At 60.4% G+C, this 18,462-nt stretch carries 14 protein-coding genes; 7 read left to right on the top strand and 7 right to left on the bottom strand.

The window, feature by feature from the left end; genetic code table 11:
* On the top strand, positions 1-570 hold the full coding sequence (locus tag ACR0JA_RS07420) for a GcrA family cell cycle regulator (RefSeq protein ID WP_480572201.1): 570 nt from the start codon (positions 1-3) through the stop codon (positions 568-570).
* Positions 571-693: 123 nt separating this feature from the next.
* Complete coding sequence (locus tag ACR0JA_RS07415) at positions 694-1,437, top strand: hypothetical protein (RefSeq protein WP_480572198.1); 744 nt, start codon at positions 694-696, stop codon at positions 1,435-1,437.
* A 4-nt stretch (positions 1,438-1,441) separates the two neighbouring features.
* On the opposite strand, the gene ACR0JA_RS07410 is transcribed toward ACR0JA_RS07415, so the two are convergent.
* Entirely contained in the window at positions 1,442-2,518 is a 1,077-nt protein-coding gene (locus ACR0JA_RS07410; protein ID WP_480572195.1) for a DUF2235 domain-containing protein, read from the bottom strand.
* Positions 2,519-2,908: 390 nt separating this feature from the next.
* Here ACR0JA_RS07410 and ACR0JA_RS07405 point away from each other — a divergent pair, with 390 nt between their 5' ends.
* The 4 genes from ACR0JA_RS07405 to ACR0JA_RS07390 all read left to right on the top strand — a co-directional run bounded on the left by ACR0JA_RS07405 (position 2,909) and on the right by ACR0JA_RS07390 (position 8,744).
* The gene (locus ACR0JA_RS07405; RefSeq protein WP_480572192.1) at positions 2,909-3,808 is read left to right on the top strand and encodes a phytanoyl-CoA dioxygenase family protein; all 900 of its coding nucleotides are present in this window, start codon (positions 2,909-2,911) and stop codon (positions 3,806-3,808) included.
* 97 nt (positions 3,809-3,905) lie between these two features.
* On the top strand, positions 3,906-7,067 hold the full coding sequence (locus ACR0JA_RS07400; RefSeq protein ID WP_480572189.1) for a valine--tRNA ligase: 3,162 nt from the start codon (positions 3,906-3,908) through the stop codon (positions 7,065-7,067).
* A 141-nt stretch (positions 7,068-7,208) separates the two neighbouring features.
* Positions 7,209-8,372 (top strand): benzoate/H(+) symporter BenE family transporter, encoded by a 1,164-nt coding sequence (locus tag ACR0JA_RS07395; protein ID WP_480572186.1) that lies wholly within the window; start codon positions 7,209-7,211, stop codon positions 8,370-8,372.
* 39 nt (positions 8,373-8,411) lie between these two features.
* A complete protein-coding gene (locus ACR0JA_RS07390) occupies positions 8,412-8,744 on the top strand; it encodes a DnaJ family domain-containing protein (protein WP_480572183.1) in 333 nt (110 codons plus the stop codon).
* On the opposite strand, the gene ACR0JA_RS07385 is transcribed toward ACR0JA_RS07390, so the two are convergent.
* Complete coding sequence (locus ACR0JA_RS07385; RefSeq protein WP_480572180.1) at positions 8,745-9,527, bottom strand: crotonase/enoyl-CoA hydratase family protein; 783 nt, start codon at positions 9,525-9,527, stop codon at positions 8,745-8,747.
* A 172-nt stretch (positions 9,528-9,699) separates the two neighbouring features.
* Here ACR0JA_RS07385 and ACR0JA_RS07380 point away from each other — a divergent pair, with 172 nt between their 5' ends.
* On the top strand, positions 9,700-10,812 hold the full coding sequence (locus tag ACR0JA_RS07380; RefSeq protein ID WP_480572177.1) for a pyridoxal phosphate-dependent aminotransferase: 1,113 nt from the start codon (positions 9,700-9,702) through the stop codon (positions 10,810-10,812).
* A 63-nt stretch (positions 10,813-10,875) separates the two neighbouring features.
* On the opposite strand, the gene ACR0JA_RS07375 is transcribed toward ACR0JA_RS07380, so the two are convergent.
* From ACR0JA_RS07375 to ptsP, 5 genes are all read right to left on the bottom strand, one after another.
* The gene (locus tag ACR0JA_RS07375; RefSeq protein ID WP_480572174.1) at positions 10,876-12,066 is read right to left on the bottom strand and encodes a pyridoxal-phosphate-dependent aminotransferase family protein; all 1,191 of its coding nucleotides are present in this window, start codon (positions 12,064-12,066) and stop codon (positions 10,876-10,878) included.
* 51 nt (positions 12,067-12,117) lie between these two features.
* Complete coding sequence (locus ACR0JA_RS07370; protein WP_480572171.1) at positions 12,118-12,750, bottom strand: bifunctional 4-hydroxy-2-oxoglutarate aldolase/2-dehydro-3-deoxy-phosphogluconate aldolase; 633 nt, start codon at positions 12,748-12,750, stop codon at positions 12,118-12,120.
* A 4-nt stretch (positions 12,751-12,754) separates the two neighbouring features.
* Positions 12,755-14,560, bottom strand: a complete 1,806-nt coding sequence (gene edd, locus ACR0JA_RS07365) for a phosphogluconate dehydratase (protein ID WP_480572168.1) — start codon at positions 14,558-14,560, stop codon at positions 12,755-12,757.
* Between the two features lies 1 nt (position 14,561).
* A complete protein-coding gene (gene zwf / locus ACR0JA_RS07360) occupies positions 14,562-16,007 on the bottom strand; it encodes a glucose-6-phosphate dehydrogenase (RefSeq protein WP_480572164.1) in 1,446 nt (481 codons plus the stop codon).
* 179 nt (positions 16,008-16,186) lie between these two features.
* Positions 16,187-18,430, bottom strand: a complete 2,244-nt coding sequence (gene ptsP / locus ACR0JA_RS07355; protein WP_480572161.1) for a phosphoenolpyruvate--protein phosphotransferase — start codon at positions 18,428-18,430, stop codon at positions 16,187-16,189.
* Between the last annotated feature and the right edge of the window lie 32 nt (positions 18,431-18,462).

The raw sequence follows: 18,462 nt of genomic DNA, 5'->3' as shown, positions 1-18,462 counted from the left end.
ATGTCCTGGACTGACGAGCGTGTAGAGCTGCTGAAGAAGATGTGGGGCGAGGGCCAGTCGGCCAGCCAGATCGCCAAGGAACTGGGCGGTGTGACCCGCAATGCTGTGATCGGTAAAGTCCATCGTTTGGGCCTGTCGAACCGCGCAACAGGTGCCGCCCCGGCCAAGGCCGAGCCAAAGGAAAAACCGGCGCCCGCCCCCAAGGCCGAGGCCAAGCCAAAACCCGCGCCCAAGACCGAGCCGGCCCGCCCGGCCCCCGCGCCCGAGGCCAAGCCTGTCACCCCGGCGCGCCGCCAGATCATCCCGGCCGGTCAGCCGCTGCCGCCGCAGCCTTCGGCGAATGAAATCAGCCCCGAGGCGCTGGCCAAGGTCAATGAGGTCGAAAAGAAAGCCAAGAAGTTGACTCTGATGGAGTTGACCGAAAAGACCTGCAAATGGCCCGTCGGCGATCCCGCGACCGAGGATTTCTGGTTCTGCGGCTTGCCGGTCGAGGCGGGCAAACCCTATTGCGAGGCGCATGTGGGCGTGGCGTTCCAGCCCATGAGCTCGCGCCGCGACCGGCGGCGGTAGACGTTTCGTAGTGAACGCCGAAAATCGCGGTGTGAATCTGGGTTTTATTGTCGAGCTGCCTATCTTTTGTAAGAAATATAGGCAGTTTTTTCTGTCAGAGATCAATTAGCGATTCAACAATACTTGAAATACAAAGCTCTGTTCTGCGCCTACGCTACGCTGATCTTTGCAGCTTACATACAGCCGTTAGGTCCATATTTTTTCGAAGACGACTCGGATAGGAAAGCTCTGCTTTTACTCGTTCAAGGTCTTCTACTTTCTGTGTGGCTCATTCCCACCATACCCGCATTCATTGCCGGCGCTGTCCTTATGAGAACGCGACCGATCCCGCGACTTCTCGCCAGAATCTTTGCAGGCTTCTCAATTGTTCTCGGGCTATTGCTGACACTCGCATCTGGCGTTTTTGGACCCTTTACCGACACTCAGGCCCTGCATGGTATCAGCTTGACCATTGCTATCGCATCAAGCTTTCTCATCTGGTCTGGTCGCGATGGGAAGCCACAGCCTTCGTGGCTGGCAAAGATTGGAATATCAGTTGCGACCGTAACTGCGCTTTGGTCTTTGTTAACAGTTCCGGTGGTTCTTGTTCAGGCACACTTGATCTCAGGTGGCGCACCCTATTGTATCGCCGAACATGCAGAGAATTCTCCGGTCGAAGCTCTGTATGAATTGCGCGGATTTTCATTCTACACGACAAAGACCGGCTACAAATCCACTTCCGCGTGGTACTTTCACGGCCTGATGATCGTTGATCACCCTGACGAGCAGCGTATCTATAACTGGTCCCCGAGACGATGGCGTTTCGATGTTGTCGAACGCCCAGAAAAACTGATCGAACCAGTCCGCAACGTTTGCGTCCCAAGCTGACCTGCTACTGCGCCGGATGCGACGGCAGATTCGGCATCGGCACCCAGCCCGGCAGTTCGTCCGGTGAGACCGAAGCGTGCAGGCTCTCGGACCGGTCGCTGCCCACTTTGCGATGTTTGCGCAGCAGGAATATCTTGCCCCAGCCGCGCCATGTCCCGACAGATTGCGCATGCGAGTCTGTGGGGAAGCGGTCACGCCAACCTTCGGGCAGCGGCAACCCGTGCTGTTCCGCCTTATCCAGCATCCAGATTAAAGAGATATTGCTGAGCGGGCGCGCCTCTTCAAAGCCGTTGAGCTGCCCTCCCACATCGCCATGGGTACCCCGGAACCAGACCTGCTCGACATGGCCCTCGAACTCGGGCGTGCAGGTCCACAATACCGGCTCGTAAACCTCGCGCGTCTCGTCCAGCGCCATGGCGTGATAGCCGTGGCGGATCGCGGGCCCAAGCTTGTGGTTGTGAAAGGCGTGGCGTTCTTCGGCCCAGCGCCACAAGAGCGGCAGGCGCAGGCCCAGCGCCTTGACCGTATCCCAGACGCCCACCATCTCGATCGCAACGTCTTCGTGACAGAATGCCCGGCGAAAATCGGCGGCAGCCTCGCTTGCGGCATTGCATTCATAGTGGCGGTAGGCCTGTTTGATGTTGCGCTCGGTCGCGTGTTCGGCCCGTAGCAGGCCGATCAGATCGATCACCCCCGCAAGGCTGCGAACCCCGTAGGCCCCGCGCGAATAGCCGATGAAATATATCTTGTCGCCGGGCTTGTAGCGCGACGCCAGATAGCCATAGGCACGACGGATCTGACGGTTGATCCCGCGTCCCATCATCACGTCCAAAGAGGTCTTCCAGCTATCCCACTGAACCCCGGCCTCATAAAAGACCGAGACCTTCCGGCCCATTTCACAACACAAGCGTAGGGTCTGGCCTGCATGGGTTTCGAACCCTGGCTCAAGGGTCGACATGGTGCCATCGAGAATTATCACATGGGCAATCGGCTCGCGGTGATGCGCTTCGGCAGAATGCTCGGACCGGAACGGCCGCCCAAGCCACCCAAGAATCCTTCTGCTCAGCCGTGACAGAACCATGCGCAATCAATTCCCTTACTTTGCAGGGCGGAAAAGCAAATCTGCCCGTCGCACCCCAAACTGCCAGGGCGTCGGCCCAATAGCCGTTACACCCCTGCGGCCCGCCACTCCGCAGCCACTTACGGTTGTGCCAACTGGTGCCGGGGTAACCTCAATCATGGGTATCCAGACCCTTTGGGGCAAGGCAAATTCCGGAAACGTTACCGTGATCCGTTGCCGCTCGGCATCATTGTCGGGGTACACCTGAAGGCGGAGCTACGGGTCGGCAGGCTTGGGAAAACAAAAGTGTCTCCGATGGTTCGAATGCGACATCCGCATCCCGAAACGGCGTTGCGATGGTCTTCCGCACCTGCCTAGGCTGAGAAAACAACACGCGCTCTCGGAGGTCTCATGTCTGTTCCCATCGAACTAAAAAATGGCCAGTTAGCGGATCAAACCGTCCGGGATTACTGGCAGAACGGCTTTGTCTTTCCAATCACCGTTTTTCCCCAATCCGAAGCCACAGGGTACCGCGCGGAACTGGAAGAAATCGAGGGTACTTGGCGCGAGGCCGACCTGCCCCTGCCCCTGAACACCTATAAACGTGTAAACGCCCATGTTGTGATGCCACTGGTCGCGCGCATTGCGCTGGACCCACGGGTGCTGGATGTCGTCGAATCTGTGCTGGGCCGCGATCTGTTGTTGTGGTCCGCCGAACTGTTCATCAAGGAGCCGAAAACGACTCAGGTCGTGGGGATGCATCAGGATCTGACCTATTGGGGCATGGGCGAGACGCAGGATCAGTTGACCGCCTGGATTGCCTTGTCACCTGCCACCGTCGAAAGCGGCTGTATGGATTTCGTCAAGGGCAGCCATAAAAACCCGATCCTGCCGCATAACGACACGTTTTCAGACAATAACCTTCTGTCGCGCGGCCAAGAGGTTGCAGTCGACGTGGCGGACGCGGACAAGACCCATATCGAACTGCAACCGGGTCAAATGTCTCTGCACCACGGGTTGACGATACATGGGTCGGGTCCGAACCTGTCCGATGATCGCCGGATCGGGCTGGCCATACGCTACCTGAACCCCAACGCGCAGCAAAAGGTGGCCGAGCGCGACTATGCCATTCTGGCGCGGGGCGAGGATCGGGTCGGGAATTTTGTCCATATTCCCGCGCCCAATGAACTCTTCACCGCCGACGCGCTACAGTTGCACGCCCGCATTCGCGCGGATCAGGCCAAAGCGATGGCGCAAGGCGCAGCAGAGAGCTTTGACCTGTATACGCCAATAGAGTCCGGCGGATCATAGATCGACAGCGTTCCGAGCGCGAGCGGCCCCTTCCCCTTGCCGCGCGCATTCGTTATTGCAGGCGCTGACCCGGAATTGATCACGCAGGACTCATCCCATGGCGATGGAAAAGACATTCAACGCGGCCGAGGCCGAGGCCCGCATTTATGAGGCCTGGGAACAGGCCGGAGCCTTCAAGGCAGGCGCGAACCGCTCGCGCAACGAAAGCTTTACCATCATGATCCCGCCGCCCAACGTGACGGGTGCCTTACATGTGGGCCATGCGTTCAACAATACGCTGCAGGACATCCTTACCCGCTGGCACCGGATGCGTGGCTTTGACACGCTGTGGCAGCCCGGGCAGGATCACGCCGGTATCGCCACGCAGATGCAGGTGGAAAAGATGCTCGCCGCGTCCCAACAGCCCGGCCGCCGCGAGTTGGGGCGCGAGGCGTTTCTGGACAAGGTCTGGGAGTGGAAAGGCGAATACGGCGGCACGATTATCGAGCAGCTGAAGCGTCTGGGTTCAAGCTGTGATTGGTCGCGCAACGCTTTCACCATGGCTGGCGCGCCGCGTGACCCACGTACCGGGCATGAGAACTCGGCCAATTTCCACGACGCGGTCATCAAGGTTTTCGTCGACATGTACGAAAAGGGTCTGATCTATCGCGGCAAGCGCCTGGTCAACTGGGACCCGCATTTCGAAACCGCGATCTCGGATTTGGAAGTCGAGAATATCGAGGTCGCGGGCCACATGTGGCACTTCAAGTACCCATTGGCTGGCGGTGAGACATATGAGTATTTGAAAAAAGATGAAGACGGCAATGTGATCTTCCGCGAAGAGCGGGATTACATTTCAATCGCCACAACGCGGCCCGAGACCATGTTGGGCGACGGCGCGGTAGCGGTTCATCCATCGGATGAGCGTTATGCGCCAATTGTCGGGAAACTCTGTGAAATCCCGGTTGGCCCGAAAGAGCATCGGCGTCAGATTCCGATCATCACCGATGACTACCCCGACCCCGATTTCGGATCGGGCGCGGTGAAGATCACCGGCGCGCATGACTTCAACGACAACATGGTGGCTAAGCGCGGCGGCATCCCGATGTACCGCCTGATGGACACGCGCGGCGCGATGCGGGCCGATGGCGCGCCCTATGCCGAGGAGGCCGAGAAGGCGCAGGAATATGCGCGAGGAAAGTCGTTCACCGAGAATGAGATCGACGCGATCAACCTGATCCCCGACCACCTGCGCGGACTCGACCGGTTCGAGGCGCGCGCGAAGGTGGTCGAGGAGATCACTGCTGACGGTCTGGCCGTGATGACCCGCGCGGATGATCCGCGTTTGGGTTCGACCGCATTGAAGCCGGACCACGAAGGGGCCGACAAATTGGTTCCTCTGGTCGAGAGCAAACCGATCATGCAGCCCTTCGGCGACCGCTCAAAAGTGGTCATCGAGCCGATGTTCACCGACCAGTGGTTCGTCGACGCCGAAAAGGTCGTCGGCCCCGCGCTGGATGCGGTCAAGGACGGCACGGTCAAGATCATCCCCGAGTCGGGCGAAAAAACCTATTACCACTGGCTGGAAAATATCGAGCCCTGGTGCATCTCGCGCCAGCTGTGGTGGGGGCATCAGATTCCGGTTTGGTATGGTCTCGACCTCTCTGCCGATGACTTCATCAATGACAAAAATGATGGCGACCTTGATCTGGTCGAATTGGGTCGCTTGCTGAACGCGGGCGGCATGCTGCATCGTGGCAATGTCATGGAATGCGCATCCAGCCTGGAGGCCGTTACCGAGAAATTCCTGGACGACAACGCCAACATTCCCAGCCCACTGAGCCACGCGACCGTCGTTGAGGTTGCCGACAAACACGAAGCGATCCATCAATTTGCCGAAAGCCTTGCACAGTACGCGATTGAACAGGACCCAACCAAACTGGTTTATCCGGTGTGGCGCGACCCCGATGTCCTCGACACTTGGTTCTCTTCCGGCCTCTGGCCCATCGGCACGCTGGGCTGGCCCGAGCAGACTGAGGAGCTGGAGCGTTACTTCCCTACGGACGTTCTGATCACTGGCTTCGACATTCTGTTCTTCTGGGTCGCCCGGATGATGATGATGCAATTGGCTGTGGTGAATGAAATCCCGTTCCACACCGTCTACCTGCACCAGCTCGTTCGCGACGAGAAGGGCAAGAAGATGTCCAAGACCACCGGCAACGTCATCGACCCGCTGGAGATCGTGGACGAATTCGGCGCCGACGCGCTGCGCTTTACCAACGCCTCGATGGCAGCGATTGGCGGCGTGCTGAAACTGTCGCGCGAGCGCATCACCGGTTACCGGAACTTCGGCACCAAGCTGTGGAACGCCGTCCGCTTTGCCGAAATGAACGAAGTTTTCACGGACGCCGTCCCTCAACTCGACGTCGCGGACCTGAAACCCAATGCCGCTGTGAACCGCTGGATCATCGGCGAAACCGCGCGGGTGCGGGAAGAGGTCGACGCGGCGCTGGAAAGCTATCGCTTCAACGACGCGGCCAACGGGCTTTACGCCTTTGTTTGGGGCAAGGTTTGCGACTGGTATGTCGAACTGTCAAAACCCCTGCTGCAGGGCGACGATACTGAGGCACAGGCCGAAACCCGCGCCACGATGCGCTGGGTTCTGGATCAGTGCATGGTCCTGCTGCACCCGATCATGCCTTTCATCACCGAAGAACTGTGGGGCCTGACGGGCAATCGCGCTAAAATGGTCGTCCACGCTGACTGGCCGACCTACGCCGCCGACGATTTGGTCGATGCAGATGCGGATCGTGAGATGAACTGGGTGATCTCGGTTATCGAAAACACCCGCTCGGCCCGCGCGCAGATGCGGGTCCCGGCTGGTCTCTATGTCCCAATGCTGGTGACTGAGATCGACACGAACGGCCAGGCCGCCTGGGACCGCAACGAGGCGCTGATCAAACGCCTCGCGCGGATCGACAGCCTGACCAAAGCGGAAGCGCTGCCCAAAGGCACCATCTCGATTGCTGTCCCCGGCGCATCCTTTGGCCTTCCGCTGGCGGATATCATCGACATCGGCGCAGAAAAAGAGCGGCTGGAGAAAGCCAAGGGCAAGCTGGCCAAGGAACTCGGTGGGTTGCGTGGCCGCCTGAACAACCCCAAATTCGTGGCCTCGGCCCCGGAAGAGGTGGTCGAAGAAGCCAAAGCCAACCTCGCCGCTCGCGAGGAAGAAGAGGCGAAACTGAACGAAGCGCTCGCCCGTCTGGCCGAAATCGCCTGATCTTCATCTTTTCACAAATACTCAAATCCAAACCCCTCCGCTCTGTGTGACGGAGGGGTTTTTCTTTGCCCTCAGCGCTTTCCTCTTGTTCGCGTCGCCCGGCACTTGTTAGCACAAGCCAAAGATCGGCCTGAGGACAGCATGCAGCAGCTATATCCACCGATGCAGACAATCTCGACCGGCCTTGTCGTCGCCGTCGTTGGTTTCTTCAGCTCGTTCCCGATCCTTCTGCAAGGGCTCAATGCGATGGGCGCATCACCACAGCAGGCCGCATCGGGCCTGATGAGCGCGGCAATCGCCATGGGATTGGCGGCAATCCTTCTCAGCTTTTGGTACAAGATGCCGATCAGCGTTGCCTGGTCGACGCCAGGTGCTGCGTTGCTTGCCGTTTCGGTCACCCCGGCCGAAGGGTTTTCGGGCGCAATCGGCGCTTTCTTGTTTGCAGGTGCATTGACGGTTCTGGCAGGGGCCTGGCGTCCGTTGGGGCGTTTGGCGGACGCTATTCCCACCACGCTGGCTCAGGCGATGCTGGGCGGCGTATTGTTGCCGCTGTGCATCTTGCCGTTCAAGGCAGCCGCAGTGATACCGTTGCAGGCGCTGCCGGTCATCCTGACGTGGTTTGTTGCCGGACGGATCAATCGGCTGATGGCGGTTCCGGCAGCGGTTGTCGCGGCGGCCATCGTGGTTGTTCTGACTGCCGGCGACGGCGCGATTGGCCCCGAGCAATTGGTGGCGGCCCCGGTCTGGACGATGCCCAGCTTTTCGCTTGCCTCGGCCATCGGCATTGGGCTGCCGCTGTTCGTCGTCACGATGGCAACGCAAAACATCCCTGGTATTGCGGTGATGCGCAGCTTTGGGTTCGCGCCCAATCCGGCCAAGCTGTTTCCCGCGGTCGGCGGGGCCAGCATCCTGTCCGCGCCCTTTGGTGCTCCGGCAACATGTCTGGCGGCCATAACAGCGGCGATGTGCTCGAATGAGGACAGCCATCCGGACCCGACGCAACGATATTGGTCCGCGATCATGGGGGGCGTTTTCTACTCCATATTCGGCGTTTTTGCGGTTGCGATCACCAGCTTTGCGGCGCATGCCGATCCACGATTGATGGGAACACTGGCTGGTGTCGCGTTGATCGGTGTCATGGCCAACTCAATTGCGGCGGCGCTTGAAGTCTCAGCCGAACGCGAAGCCGCCGTGCTGACCTTTGCCATCACCGCCTCAGGCATTACGGTGTTCGGGTTGGGCGCAGCCGTCTGGGGGCTGATGGCAGGAGGCATCGTCTATTTGGTGACCAACCGAATGCGCTGATCGCTTTTCCCCTGCACGACAAGTGACTATAGTAGGGCTATGTTCGGATCGTTTGCAAAACTGGTGGAACGCCAGATCAAAAAGGCCCAGACCGAAGGTCAAATGGAGGGGCTTGCCGGAGAGGGCCAGCCCCTGCCCGATCGGTCGTCCGAGGCGCAGACCGACCCGGCGATCGCGGCCGGTCACAGGATCATGGCGCAGGCTGGTGTCTTACCCGAAGAGTTCGCAATCCGCAAAGAACTGGACGCTGCCAGGGCAGCCTATGCATCCCTGACCGAACCACAGGCGCGCAAGGCAGCGATGGCGAAAATCGCAGATTTGGAAATGCGCTACAACATGGCCCGCGACGCCCGACGCGCCTTTATGCGGTGACTATTTGAACTCGGGTTTCCGACCCTGCATCTGCGCCATCACAACCTCCATCTGATCCGGTTTTCCGATCAGTTCGACTTGCTCGGCAGATTCCTCACGCAGAATATCGGCGCGGGGCTTGGCTTCGGCGACTTCGATCAGGCGTTTTGCGGCGCGGATCGCCGATGGGCTTTTCCCTGCAATATCTTCGGCCAGCGCCAGCGCCTCGGTCAGTGGGTCATCGGAAAGCTTGGTCACCAAACCCCATTCGCTAGCTTGCTGGGCCCCTATGGGGCGCGCAGTATAGGTCAACAGGCGCAAAACGTCGGAACGCACAAGACGCGGCAGCAGGACCATGCCACCCATATCCGGGATGATGCCCCATTTCATTTCCATCACCGCCAACCGCGTTTCGGGATGGGCAATACGAATATCCGCACCCAGCGCGATTTGCAGCCCGCCACCATAGGCGACACCCTGAAGGGCGCAGATCACCGGAACCGGAATGCGCCGCCAGATCAGCGCAAGCTCCTGCATCTCGTTGGCATCCTCATGGCTGCGGGTCATCAGCCATTCGGTCGGGTCGGTATGGGCCATGCTGGCAAAACTGGCCATGTCGAGCCCTGCGCAAAAGCTCTTGCCCTCGCCCGACAAAACCACAGCGCGGGCATCCGAGGCGGCGACCTCTTGCCCGGCTGACAGGATCGCCTTGATCATCGCATCGTCCAGCGCGTTCATCTTGTCGCCACGCGTCAGCGTGACATGAGCGATGTGATCCCGGTATTCGACAGACACGCGCGCCATCTTGGCCTCCCTCTTTCTGTTGCTTTGACCATGCCCTGAAAGGCGCAGGAAATTCCACCGCGACGTCAGGGCATGCGACACAGGACGCGCCAACGCATTAGCGCCGCGTCTCAAGCGGCCGGGCAGCAGCGCAAGGCTTGCCCGGATGCCGGGCTTGCGCTTATCTGCGCCAATGACCAGTCCAAGATACACCCCGCTTGCCCAATCCTTGCCCGCGACAGTGCCCTTTGTCGGCCCTGAAACTCAGGAACGTCAGCGCGGCGCGCCGTTTGTGGCGCGACTGGGCGCGAATGAGAGCGTTTTTGGACCCTCCCCGCGCGCGGTTGAAGCGATGCGGAAAGCGGCAGGTGATATCTGGATGTATGGCGATCCGGAAAATCACGATCTGAGGCATGCGCTGGCAGATCATCACGGTGTCCGCCCCGACAACATCGTCGTCGGCGAAGGGATCGATGGGTTACTGGGGTATCTGGTGAGGCTGCTCATCTCGCCGGGTGATGCGGTTGTGACCTCTGATGGCGCATACCCAACGTTCAATTACCACGTGGTGGGATTTGGTGGCGTCTTGCACAAGGTGCCTTATCGCGGCGATCATGAGGATCCCAAGGCGCTGTTTGCCAAAGCCGCCGAGGTCGGGGCAAAACTGGTTTATCTGGCGAACCCGGACAATCCGATGGGCAGTTGGCATTCGGGCGCCGAAATCGTTGCAGCGCTTGAGACCTTGCCCTCCGGGTGTCTTTTGGTTCTGGACGAGGCCTATGTCGAATGCGCGCCCGAGGGCACGGCGGCACCAATCTCGGCGGATGATCCCCGGGTGATCCGCATGCGGACGTTTTCCAAGGTCTACGGCATGGCGGGCGCGCGGGTCGGATATGCCATCGCTGAACCAGGGCTGATCACGGCCTTCAACAAAGTGCGCAACCATTTCGGCATGAACCGAGCAGCGCAGGCTGGCGCGTTGGCCGCGCTGCAGGATTCCAATTGGTTGGAGAAGGTTCAGCGCAATATAGCCCAGGCGCGCGAACAGCTTGCTACGATCGCGCGAGATAATGGCTTGGAACCTCTGCCGTCGGCCACCAATTTTGTGGCGATGGATTGCGGGCAGGATGGCGCCTTTGCCAAGTCTGTCCTCGACCAACTTGTCGAACAGGGCGTGTTCGTGCGGATGCCCTTTGCCGCACCGCAAAACCGCTGCATCCGGGTCAGTTGCGGCCGCGCGCAAGACCTGGCTGCTTTTGCGTCTGCACTGCCTGAGGCGCTCGCCATCGCCAAGCAAAAAGTCTGACTGTCGGCACCCGGATTGGGCCGCCAAAAAGGGGGCTGTTTGGCGTCGTGGCCTCGTGGGTGGTCAGGCGGCAAGCACCGCAGCGGCAGCCTCGAGCGCGCCTTTGCCTCGAGGGATCCCCAGCGACGCCATAGCTGTTTCGATACCGCCCAGCATTCCCATCACCATATGGGCGTTGACGTGGCCCATGTGACCGAGGCGGAAACAACCATCCCAGTCCTCCATCCCCAGGCCGATGCCGAGGGTCAGGCCAAGTTTGTGTTCGGTGATGTTGCGCAGAGCCGTACCCCGCCCTTCGGTCAGACGCAGCGCAGTGACAGCATGGCTGCGATGTTCGGACGCGGCAACATTGAGGTGCAAGGCACCGCCCTCGGCCCAGGACTCGCAGGCCACCCAAACCGCTTGCGCCAGACGTTGATGGCGGGTCCAGACATTCTCGATCCCTTCTGCATGGATCAAGTCGAGTGCGGCGCGCAATCCATACAAGTGATGCGTGGGCGCAGTGCCATTGAAATATTGATAAAACAGCTCGGGATCGGCGCGCGGCTCCCAGTCCCAATAGCGTGAAACGCGGGGCATCGTGGCGCGCTTGGTCTGTGCCTTTTCGTTAAAGAACACAAAGCCCATGCCTGCGGGCGTCATTAACCCTTTCTGGCAGGCGGTCACGGTGACATCGACACCCCATGCATCCATCTCGAATCGATCGCAGCCCAGCGACGCGATGCAATCTGCCATCAGCAGCGCGGGGTGACCCAGATCGTCCAGCAGGCCCCGCAATGCCGGGATGTCATTGCGGATCGAAGACGATGTGTCGACATGGACGGCAAGCACCGCCTTGATCTTGTGGTTTTTGTCGGCGCGCAGAACCGCGGCGATGCGGTCGATATCCCAGGGCGAAGATGTTCCGAAATCGATGACCTCCGCCTTTGCGCCGATCCCTTGGGCCATTTCCGCCCATCCGTGGGTGAATGCGCCCGAGGCCGGAGCCAGTATGGTTTCGCCCGGTGCGATCACGTTAGACAACGCGGCCTCCCACGTGCCGTGGCCGTTGGCGATGTAGATCGCGACATTGTGGTCGGTGCGGGCGACACGGCGCAGGTCTTGCAGCAAGGTGGGCATCATCTCGATCAGCGCGCCGTCATAGATATTGGGCGACGGGCGATGCATGGCTTGCAGCACCGCATCGGGCATGACCGAAGGACCGGGAATGGCCAGATACTCGCGCCCCTGCGCGAGAGAGATTTGGTTTGTCATGAGGTTAACCTGTTTGAATTGACGCCCACCCTAGCGAGAGGGTTCCGGGCGTCAATCCTTCAGGAGCGCAGCCTCACGCGCGAGAGCCTCGATCCCGGCCCAATTGCCGTTTTGCACCAGCGTTTTGGGCGCGACCCAACTGCCGCCCGCGCAGACCACGTTGGACAGCGACAGGTAGTCACGTGCATTTGACGGCGAAACACCGCCCGTTGGGCAAAAGCTGATCTGTGGCAAGGGTGCGCCGATTGCTTTCAATGCAGGCGCGCCACCCGAAGCTTCGGCGGGGAAGAATTTCAGCATGTCATAGCCCTTTTCCAGCAGCGCCATCGCCTCGCTCGCGGTGGCCGCGCCGGGCAGCAGGGGCAGGCCTTCGGCTTCACAGGCCGCAATCAGGGCGTCGGTGGCACCGGGCGAGACGCCGAATTGCGCACCTGCGTCTTTGGCGGCGCGGACGTCCTCGGGCGTGATCAGCGTGCCTGCGCCGACAACACCGCCGGGCACCTCGGCCATGGCACGGATCGCGTCCAGCGCCGCTGGGGTGCGCAAGGTAACTTCGAGCGCGGGAAGCCCCCCGGCAACCAGCGCTTCGGCCAAAGGGCGGGCGTGGGCTGCGTCATCGACGACCAGTACCGGCACGATCGGAGCCAATGCGCAGATCTCGCGGGTGCGTTGGGTTTTGGACATGGGATTAAACTCCGAAAATGGTGGCGCCAGTGTCGGCTGAGCCGACATTCTGGCGGAACGCGCCAAAGAGATCGCGACCGACGCCATGTTGGTTAGCCGTGAGATCGGCAGTGGCCGGGGTCCGACCAAGAACGCCGGGCGTCAGAATTTCAAGCTCACCCTTTACGGCATCAACGCGCAGCAGATCGCCGTCCTGCAGGTAGGCGATGGAGCCGCCGTCAAGCGCCTCGGGGCAGACATGGATGGCGGCGGGCACCTTGCCGGACGCGCCAGACATGCGGCCATCGGTAACCAGCGCCACTTTCTGGCCGCGGCCCTGCAGGATCGACAGGATTGGCGTCAGGGAATGCAGTTCAGGCATCCCGTTGGCTTTTGGCCCTTGAAAGCGAACGACGACAATGACGTCATCGGTGAACTCACCGGCCTTGAAGGCAGCTTTCACGTCGTCCTGATCGTGAAACACGCGGACTGGCGCTTCGACCACCTGGTGCTCGGGCGCAACCGCCGAGACTTTCATGACACCGGTGCCGAGATTGCCGGTCAGGCGTGATAGACCTCCGGTGGGCTGAAACGGGTCCTTGGCCGGGCGGACGATCTTTTCGTTCAGGCTGCGGCCTGCGCCCTCTTCCCAGACCAGTTCGCCCTCGATCAGTTTGGGTTCCTTAGTGTAGTTGTGCAGCCCCTGCCCTGCGACGGTCAGTGTGTCAGGGTGCAGCAACCCGTCCTCGAGCAGCGTTCCGATGCAATAGCCCAGACCACCCGCCGCGTGGAAATGGTTCACGTCGGCCAAGCCATTGGGATAGACCCGCGCAACCAGAGGCACAACGCCAGAAATGTCAGAGAAATCTTCCCAGTCCAGCACGATGCCACCGGCGCGGGCCATCGCGATCAGGTGGATCAGCAGGTTCGTTGAGCCCCCAGTCGCCATCAGACCAACAATACCGTTTACAAAAGCGCGCTCGTCCAGAACCTGGTACACAGGCGTATAGTTGTTGCCCAGCGCGCTAAGCGACAAGGCCCGCCGCGCACCCTCTTCGGTTAGCGCGTCGCGCAGGGGCGTATTGGGATTGACGAAGCTCGAGCCCGGCAAGTGCAGGCCCATGAATTCCATCAGCATCTGGTTGGTATTGGCAGTGCCGTAGAAGGTGCAGGTGCCCGGGCCGTGATAGGCGGCCATTTCGGCGGCCATCAGTTCCTCGCGACCCACTTCTCCGGCAGCGAATTTCTGGCGGACTTTGGCCTTTTCGTCGTTTGGCAGGCCGCTGGTCATGGGACCGGCGGGCAGAAAGACGGCAGGCAGATGACCAAAGGCCTGTGCGCCGATGATCAGGCCGGGCACGATCTTGTCGCAGACGCCAAGGAACACCGCCGCATCGTAGGTGTTGTGGCTGAGCGCCACGCCCGTCGCCAGGGCAATCACGTCGCGCGAGAACAGCGACAGTTCCATCCCCGCCTCGCCCTGCGTGACGCCATCGCACATGGCAGGCACACCACCGGCGACCTGCGCGGTGCCACCTGCAGCACGGATCGCATCGCGGATCAGGCCCGGGTAGCGTTCGAACGGTTGGTGAGCCGAGAGCATATCGTTATAGGCGGTGACGATACCCAGATTTCCAGCGGTGCCGGTCGCCATCGACTGCTGGTCCTGCCCTGCCCCCGCATAGGCATGGGCCTGACCGCTACAAGACAGATGCGCGCGCGCCGGGCCCTTGGATCGAGCGTGTTCCATCCGCTCCAGATGCGGCCCACGCAGATCGGCACTGCGGTCGATGATGCGTTGAGTGACATCAGTGATGACGTTGTGTACCATCTTATCCCCCAATCTGACGCCAGCGGCGTCCGTCCCGATGCATCAGCATCAGCGCTTCTTCGGGACCCGAGCTGCCCTGATCATAGCGAGCCGGGCGATCGCCGCGCTCTTCCCAGCCGTGAATGATGGGATCGACCCAAGCCCAGGCGGCCTCGGCCTCGTCGCCGCGCATAAACAGTGTCTGGTCGCCCCGGATCACATCCATGATCAGGCGTTCATAGGCATCCGGGGATTGTGAATCGTCACCCAACGCATCGGCAAAGCTCATGTCGAGCGCGACATCGGACAACCGAAAGCCGCCCTGACCGGGCTCTTTGATCGTGGTGCGCAGGGTGATGCCTTCGTCTGGTTGCAGACGGATCACCAACACGTTGCCATGCAACGGGCCAACGTTGGGAAAGATCGTATGCGGCGGATCGCGGAAGAAGACCGCAATCTCAGACTCGCGCGCCCGCAGGCGCTTGCCTGTACGCAGATAGAACGGCACACCAGCCCAACGCCAGTTGCCGATATGCGCCTTGAGGGCAATGAAACTTTCGGTGCGGCTGCCGGGATTGCCAACGTGATCCACATACCCGCCTTCGCCTTTCTCTGCCCGGTACTGACCGCGGGCGATATCGCCCTGGTCGACCGGCTCCAGCGCTTCGATCACCTTGACCTTTTCGTCGCGCACCGCGTTGGGCGAGAACTTGGACGGAGGCTCCATCGCCGTCAGACACAGCAACTGCACCAGATGGTTCTGGATCATGTCCCGCATGGCTCCGGACTGATCGTAATAGGCCCCGCGCCCTTCGACACCGACGGTTTCGGCAACCGTGATCTGCACATGGTCGATATGGGTGGCGTTCCAGAGCGGCTCGAACAGCGAATTGGCAAAGCGCAGCGCCATCAGGTTCTGCACGGTTTCCTTACCCAGATAGTGATCGATGCGATAAATCTGATGCTCCTGAAAGCAGGCGCGCAATCCTTCGTTCAGGGCCTCGGCCGACGCCAGATCGTGACCAAAGGGTTTTTCCACCACAATGCGGCTTTCGGGCGTGGCAAGGCCAGCGTCATAAAGGCGCTGCGCAATGCCGGAAAACAGGCCCGGACCAACGGACAGATAAAAGGCCCGCACGACATCGGGCCGCAACGCTTTTGTCAGCCCCGCCCACCCGGCATCGCCAAGCGCGTCCACCGGCACATAATCTACCCGATCCAGAAACCGATCGAGCGTGTCCTTGTCAAAATTCGGCGCAAACTCCTGCATCGAGCTGCGCACCTGCGCGCGAAAGGCGTCGCTGTCCATGTCCGACCTTGCGGTTCCAATGATACGTGCATCATCCGGCATCTGGCCCACTTCAAACCGGTGGTACAGCCCAGGCAGAATTTTGCGCTGCGCCAGATCACCGGTTGCGCCGAACAACACAAGATCAAATGGATCGACTGGTATTACGCGTGAAACCATCGTTGGCTCCTTCCCAAGTTCTTCGCCGTCGGCCTGACCTGGCATTGCACCCAAGCGCCTTCATGGCTGGGTGGGTCTGATCGATCAGCGAGAACTGTTATCGCTAACATTTGCCGTCTGAATAAAAAGGCAGAGCGCAAAAATCAAGCTGATAATCACATTTCAAGCGATATTCGGACTCAGTTCTGATTGCGTAGCCAGTCCATTACCGCTGGACGCACCGATTGCTCGCCCCTGTGCCGGGCGTCGGCGATGATTTTGCGCACGTCCTGAAGATTGGACCGCAGCAGCAGACTTTTGACCGGTCCGATCGAGGCCGGGCGCATCGACAATGTCCGAATACCCATGGCCGCAAGGCACAGCGCTTCGACCGGACGGCCTGCATCTTCGCCACAGAAACTCACCGGGGTATCGGAAATGCCGCACCGTTCGACGATACGTTCAATAAAGCTGAGGAAGCTGACGTTCAGAGTGTCATAACGGCGACGCACCAGTTCGTTCTCGCGGTCGGCGGCAAAGAAGAACTGCTTCAGATCGTTGCCGCCGATTGAAATGAAATCGACCTCGTCAAAGAACTTCTGCGGAGCAAAAGCCAGTGAAGGCGTCTCCAGCATTGCGCCGATCTCAAGCGCTTCGGGCAAAACATGGCCCAGTCGCTTTTCCCGATCGATGGTCTTGTTGACCTCCCATCGGGCTTCGCGGAATTCGTCTGCCTGCGCGACAAAGGGGAACATGACGGTCAGCGGACGACCGTTGGCGGCGCGGATCAACGCCTGCAGCTGCATCCTCATGACGCCGCGCTTGTCCAGACCAACACGGATCGCGCGCCACCCCAACGCCGGGTTTGGCTCAGCAACATGCTTCATATAGGGCAGCACCTTGTCCGACCCGATATCCAGCGTACGAAACACCACGCGCTTTTCGCCTGCGGCATCCAGAACACGCTGATATTGCGAAACAAGTTCCTGCCGCTTGGGCATCTGATTGCGGATCAGAAACTGCAACTCGGTGCGAAACAGCCCGACACCCTCGGCTCCCGAGTTTTCGAGTGACGGCAAGTCGGCCATCAACCCGGCATTCATCACAAGATTGAGTCGCGCCCCATCCTGCGTCACCGTTGGCGTTTCGCGGATCGACGCATACCGTTCCTGCGCCTTGGCCTGCATGGCGATCTTGTCACGGAATGCGCTCACGACGGTATCTTCGGGCCGCAGATGCACGACGCCCTGGTCACCGTCGACCAGGATGTGATCGCCGTTAAGCGCTTCGGTCGTGATCCGGCCCACATGGACGACCAACGGAATCGCCAGCGCGCGGGCAACGATTGTAGCGTGGCTACCGACCGAGCCTTCCTCAAGGACAATTCCCTTGAGCGCACGTCCGTATTCCAGCAAATCTCCGGGTCCGATGTTACGTGCGATCAGAATCGGGTCGGGTGGCAGATCAGCAGCACCATTGCCGCCCTGCCCGGTCAGAATCCGCAGCAGGCGATTACTGAGGTCGTCCAGATCGGCCAGACGCTCGCGCAGGTACGGGTCCGAGACCTGACTCATCCGCGCCCGGGCCTGCGATTGCTCTTTCTCCACCGCAGCCTCGGCGCTGAGGCCAAGAGCAATGTCCTCTTCCATCCGGCGCATCCAGCCTTTGGAGTTGGCGAACATCCGATAGGCTTCAAGAACCTGAAGCTGCTCTTTGTCACCGCCCTGCGAAATCTCAAGCATCTTGTCGACGCCGACGCGCAATTCCTCGACCGCTTCGGTCAGGCGTTCGCGTTCGCGGTGGGGGTCTTCTGCGATCGGGTTCGTAACCACGACGCGAGGTTCGTGCAGCCAGACATGGCCTTCGGCAGACCCTTCCTGTGCCGGCCCTCCGCGCAGCAAAACCGACTGCTGGTGCAATGGAGACAGCGCCGCACCTTCACCGACAAAGGCACCCAACTCGGCCATTTCGGCCAAAACCATGGCAACCACTTCCAGCGCATATATTTCATCTGCAGAAAACTCGCGCGCTTCGCGCGATTGAACGACCAGAACGCCCAGCTTTTCGCCCAGTCGTTGCACTGGAACGCCCAGAAACGACGAAAAACGCTCTTCCCCGGTCTCCGGCATATAGCGGAACCCTTTGGCCGAGGGCGCATCTGCCGTGTTCACGACTTTGCCACTTTGGGCGACGCGGCCGACAAGCCCTTCGCCCAGACGCATACGCGTCTTGTGGACCGCTTCGGGCGACAGACCTTCGGTCGCGCAGAGCTCAAGCGTGTCTTCGTCTCGGAACAGATAGACCGAACACACCTCGCTGCGCATGCTATCCGCAATCAGATGCGTGATCCGGTCAAGACGTTCCTGACCGGCGGCCTCGCTCGCCATCTCTTCGCGCAGCCGCCCCAGCAGCTTGCGGGATTCAGTTTCGGTGCCGTCCGCCATGGCCCACCCACGTTACGGTTTCAGACGGGCCA

This window comes from Ruegeria sp. AM4 (assembly GCF_056540665.1).
Note: the sequence above shows the minus strand (reverse complement) of the source record. Positions and strands in the feature narration are given on the sequence as shown.